The organism is Pseudomonas duriflava, from assembly GCF_007830155.1.
GTDB classification, from domain to species: domain Bacteria; phylum Pseudomonadota; class Gammaproteobacteria; order Pseudomonadales; family Pseudomonadaceae; genus Chryseomonas; species Chryseomonas duriflava.
In genome coordinates this window covers 1-3,895 of the sequence record NZ_VLKY01000048.1, presented here as the reverse complement: position 1 = coordinate 3,895, position 3,895 = coordinate 1, and the positions used below count along the sequence as shown (strand labels likewise).

Annotated in this window: 4 protein-coding genes; 2 read left to right on the top strand and 2 right to left on the bottom strand. The window is 64.6% G+C overall.

The genetic code is table 11. The features are described 5' to 3' along the window. Positions 1-161: 161 nt before the first annotated feature. Together IQ22_RS22895 and IQ22_RS22890 are read right to left on the bottom strand one after the other, a co-directional pair. Positions 162-1,238, bottom strand: a complete 1,077-nt coding sequence (locus IQ22_RS22895) for an ATP-binding protein (RefSeq protein WP_145146106.1) — start codon at positions 1,236-1,238, stop codon at positions 162-164. Then, entirely contained in the window at positions 1,235-1,969 is a 735-nt protein-coding gene (locus IQ22_RS22890; RefSeq protein ID WP_145146105.1) for a response regulator, read from the bottom strand. The genes IQ22_RS22895 and IQ22_RS22890 overlap by 4 nt, the downstream gene beginning before the upstream one ends. A 160-nt stretch (positions 1,970-2,129) precedes the next feature. Here IQ22_RS22890 and IQ22_RS22885 point away from each other — a divergent pair, with 160 nt between their 5' ends. Beyond that, entirely contained in the window at positions 2,130-3,284 is a 1,155-nt protein-coding gene (locus tag IQ22_RS22885) for an efflux RND transporter periplasmic adaptor subunit (protein ID WP_145146104.1), read from the top strand. Between the two features lie 15 nt (positions 3,285-3,299). Next, positions 3,300-3,895: efflux RND transporter permease subunit (locus IQ22_RS22880; protein ID WP_208733697.1), on the top strand; the 596-nt coding region annotated here is incomplete at its 3' end.

The window sequence follows — 3,895 nt, the reverse complement described above, 5'->3', positions numbered from 1 at the left end:
GATCGCGCTATCGTAAGCTGACTACACCGACGTCTCCACCGACAATTGTCCCATCATGCTGCGAATCCTCCCGCTGGCCGATGACCTGATTTTGCCGCAGGCCAAGCAGGAGATCTACTTTCTCAACAGAATCGGCCAGAAGCGGACACTGGGTTAACGAACTATCTCTGTGAAATTTGCATGCTGGCTGGCCAGGCAATCACGAATGAACTTCCCAGGCCAGATGGTTGGCATATCGCATCACCGCCATGAGCCTCCGCGATGGCTTTGACCACAGCGAGCCCTAGGCCGCTGCCACCGCTCTTGCGCGAGCGCGAGGGGTCGCCACGACGAAAGGCCTCAAAGATCTCGCTGGTCAGCGCGCTGTCGATGCCCGGGCCGTCGTCTTCCACGCTCAGTCGGCAGTCTTCCCCGACCTGTTCCAGGCGCACCCGCAGGTTGCCCGGATCGGCATGGCGCAGGGCATTTTCCAGCAGCGCCATGAGTGCCTGGCGGATGCGTAGTGCATCGCACTCCACCAGTAAGTTGGCGTCCAGTTCGTCGTGCAGGTGAAAGCCCTTGGCGCCCAAGGGCGCGGCGAAGGCCTGCAACACGGTGCCCAGCTCATCGGCGAGGCGCACGCTGGCCCGTTGTAGTTCAAGATGGCCGCTGTCCTTGAGGCTCAGTACGCGCAGGTCTTCGATCAAACGGTTGAGTCCCTCCACCTGGCGCAGCAGGCCCTCGAACAGCTCGCTGCTGGGGGTGAACACGCCTTCGGCCAGGCCCTGCAGGCGGCCACGCAGAATGGTCACCGGCGTGCGTAGTTCGTGGGCGATGGCGGCGTTCCAGAATTCGCGCTCGCGGGTCATGCTCTGCAGGCGCTCGGCCATGGCGTTGAAGTCGCGTACCAGTTGCGCAGTCTCGCCCATCGCCTGTTCGTCCAGCGGTGCGCGGGCCGTGAGGTTGCCCTGGGCCACTTCGCGCAAGCTGTGTGCCACCGAGTTCAGCGGGGTGATCAGGCGTCGCGACAGGCGAATGGCGACGAATACCGACATACCCAGTGCGGCGGCGATGGTGCAGCCGACCCAGATCATTTCTACCTGCGAGGGTATCCAGGTTTCGGAGATGCTGTTCGGCATGTAAGCCACGGCGATGGCGTAGAACACGGAGGAGCCGAACACGGCGATGAAGATGATGCCCAGCGCCATCACCGCCAGGGACTGGATGAACTGCCGGCGCAGGCCCGGTGTCGGTTTCATGACTCGACGCCGAAGCGATAGCCCACGCCCCAGACGCTGGCCGGTACGCCCTGGATATCGAGCGCTTCGAGCTTCTTGCGCAGTTTGCTGACATGGCTGTCCACGGTGCGCTCCTGGGTATCGCCTTCGGGCAAACAGTTTTCCAGCAGTTCAGCGCGGCTGAACGCGCGTTTCGGCGCACGCATCAGGCAGGCCAGCAGCTTGAACTCGGTCAGGGTCAGCTCCAGCGTGTGCGGCTGGCCATCACGAAGCACGCTGGCTTCGTGGTTGTCCAGGTCGATCTGGAACGCGCCGACGCGCAGCATCTGCGTGGCGGAGGGCGCGCTGCCCCGTGTGCGCCGCAGCACCGCCTGCACCCGCGCCACCACTTCGGCTGGGTTGAAGGGTTTGACCACGTAGTCGTCGGCGCCCAGGCGCAGCCCCATCAACTTGTCGATGTCCTGGTCGAGCGCGGTAAGCATGATCACCGGCGTGTCACCACGGGAACGGACTTCGCTGAGTACCTTCCAGCCGTCGAGATGAGGCATCTGCACGTCGAGCAACAACAGATCCGGCTTGAGAGCCTGGTGTAGGGTCAATGCCTCGCGGCCATCGGTAGCGTGCTGGGTACGCAGCCCGTTGCGTTGCAGGTAGGCAATAAGGATGTCGGCGATCTCGGCCTCGTCCTCAACGACCAGCACCAGCGGTGAAGCAGGGAAAGCGGGGCTGAGGCGCACGTTGGGATCGGGCATTGGAGACTCGAAGGCGATGGAGCTGGATTTTATCACGCCCTCCATTCTTTCTCCATAAAGCCTCGAATCATTCGCAACAGCTGGGTTCTAGACTGTCGCCTCGATCAGCACCCGGCCGGCATCAGGTCGCCAGGGTGCAGCGTGTAACGAGGAATAGTTTATGGGTAGCAAACAGCGGCATCTGAGCATTCTGCTCGTAGGGTTTGCCGTATTAGGACTGGCAGGTTGCGATTCGGCGCCACAGGAAGCTGAAACACTCGCGCCAGTGCAGGTGTCGGTGCTGACACTGAAGGCGCACGAGCTGTCGGTCAGCGAGGATCTGCCGGCGCGTGTGGGCGCCGTACGCAGCGCGGAGATTCGCGCACAGATCGGTGGCATCGTGCAGCGTCGTCTGTTCGAGCAGGGCGCCGAGATCAAGGCCGGTACCGTGCTGTTCCAGATCAACCCGGCGCCGTTCAAGGCCGAGGTCGACAGTGCCGCCGCTGCTTTGCAGCGCGCCGAGGCAGCCTTGGCGCGGGCGCGTGTGCAGGCCGAGCGCCTGACCCCATTGATGCGCGCCGAAGCGGTAAGCCGTCAGGTGTATGACGATGCCGTGGCGCTGCGCGAGCAGGCCGCCGCCGACGTGGCGCAGGCCCGGGCGATGTTGGCGCGGCGCAAGCTGGATCTGCAGTTCACCAGTGTCGATGCGCCCATTGCCGGGCGCATCGACCAGGCGCTGGTCAGCGAAGGGTCGCTGGTGTCGCCGACCGATGCCACCCCCATGGCACGCATCCAGCAGATCGATCAGGTGTACGTCGACGTGCGCCAGTCCGCCTCGGTGCTGGAGGTGCTGCGTCAGCAGGTCGGATCTGCGACGCCGGAGCTGAGCGTGGAAATCCGTGGTAGCGACGGCATGCCCCTGGGCATGCACGGGCGCATCCTGTTTTCCGGCATCGAGGTGGATGCTGGTACCGGCGACGTGCTGCTGCGCGTGCTGGTGGACAACCCGCATCGCCGTCTGCTGCCCGGTCTTTACGTGCAGGCGCGGATTCCTCGTGCGCATTACCCCGCAGCGCTGAGCGTGCCGCAACAGGCGGTGACCCGCACGGCGGGCCAGGCCAGTGTGTGGGTGGTGGATGCTCAGGGTCAGGCGCAGCCGGTGCCCGTCGAACTCGGTGAGCTGGTGGCGCGCAGTTATCGCGTCGTGTCCGGGCTCAGTGCCGGGCAGCAGGTGGTGATCGAAGGCATCGAGCGCCTGAGCCCGGCTGCCCAGGTTGCCACGCGCCCTTGGCAGCCAGCCGCCACCCGCGAACGACTCAGCGCCGTCGCGCGCTGAGTTTGGAGAGTCCTCATGCCTCAGTTTTTCATCAACCGCCCGGTGTTTGCCTGGGTGATCGCCCTGTTTATCGTGCTCGTCGGCGTCATCGCCATCCCGAAGTTGCCCATCGCCCGCTACCCGTCGGTGGCGCCGCCGTCGGTGACCATATATGCCGCCTATCCGGGCGCCACTCCGCAGACCCTCAACGACTCGGTGGTGAGCCTGGTCGAGCGAGAGCTGTCGGGGGTAAAGAACCTGTTGTACTTCGAGTCCTCGGTCGACACCTCGGGCACCGCGCAGATCACCGCCACCTTCAAGCCGGGCACCGACGCGGAGCTGGCCCAGGTGGACGTGCAGAACCGCATCAAGGCGGTCGAGCCGCGCCTGCCCCAGGCGGTGCGGCAAAGCGGCCTGCAGGTGGAGTCCGCCGCTTCGGGCTTCCTGATGATGATCGGCATGACCTCGCCAAACGGCCAGTTCGATGAGGTCGCGCTGAACGATTATCTGGCGCGCAACATCGTGCAGGAGCTACGCCGCATCAATGGCGTGGGGCGCGTGCAGTTGTTCGGCGCCGAGCAGGCCATGCGCGTCTGGGTCGACCCGAACAAGCTCACCGCCTATGGCCTGAC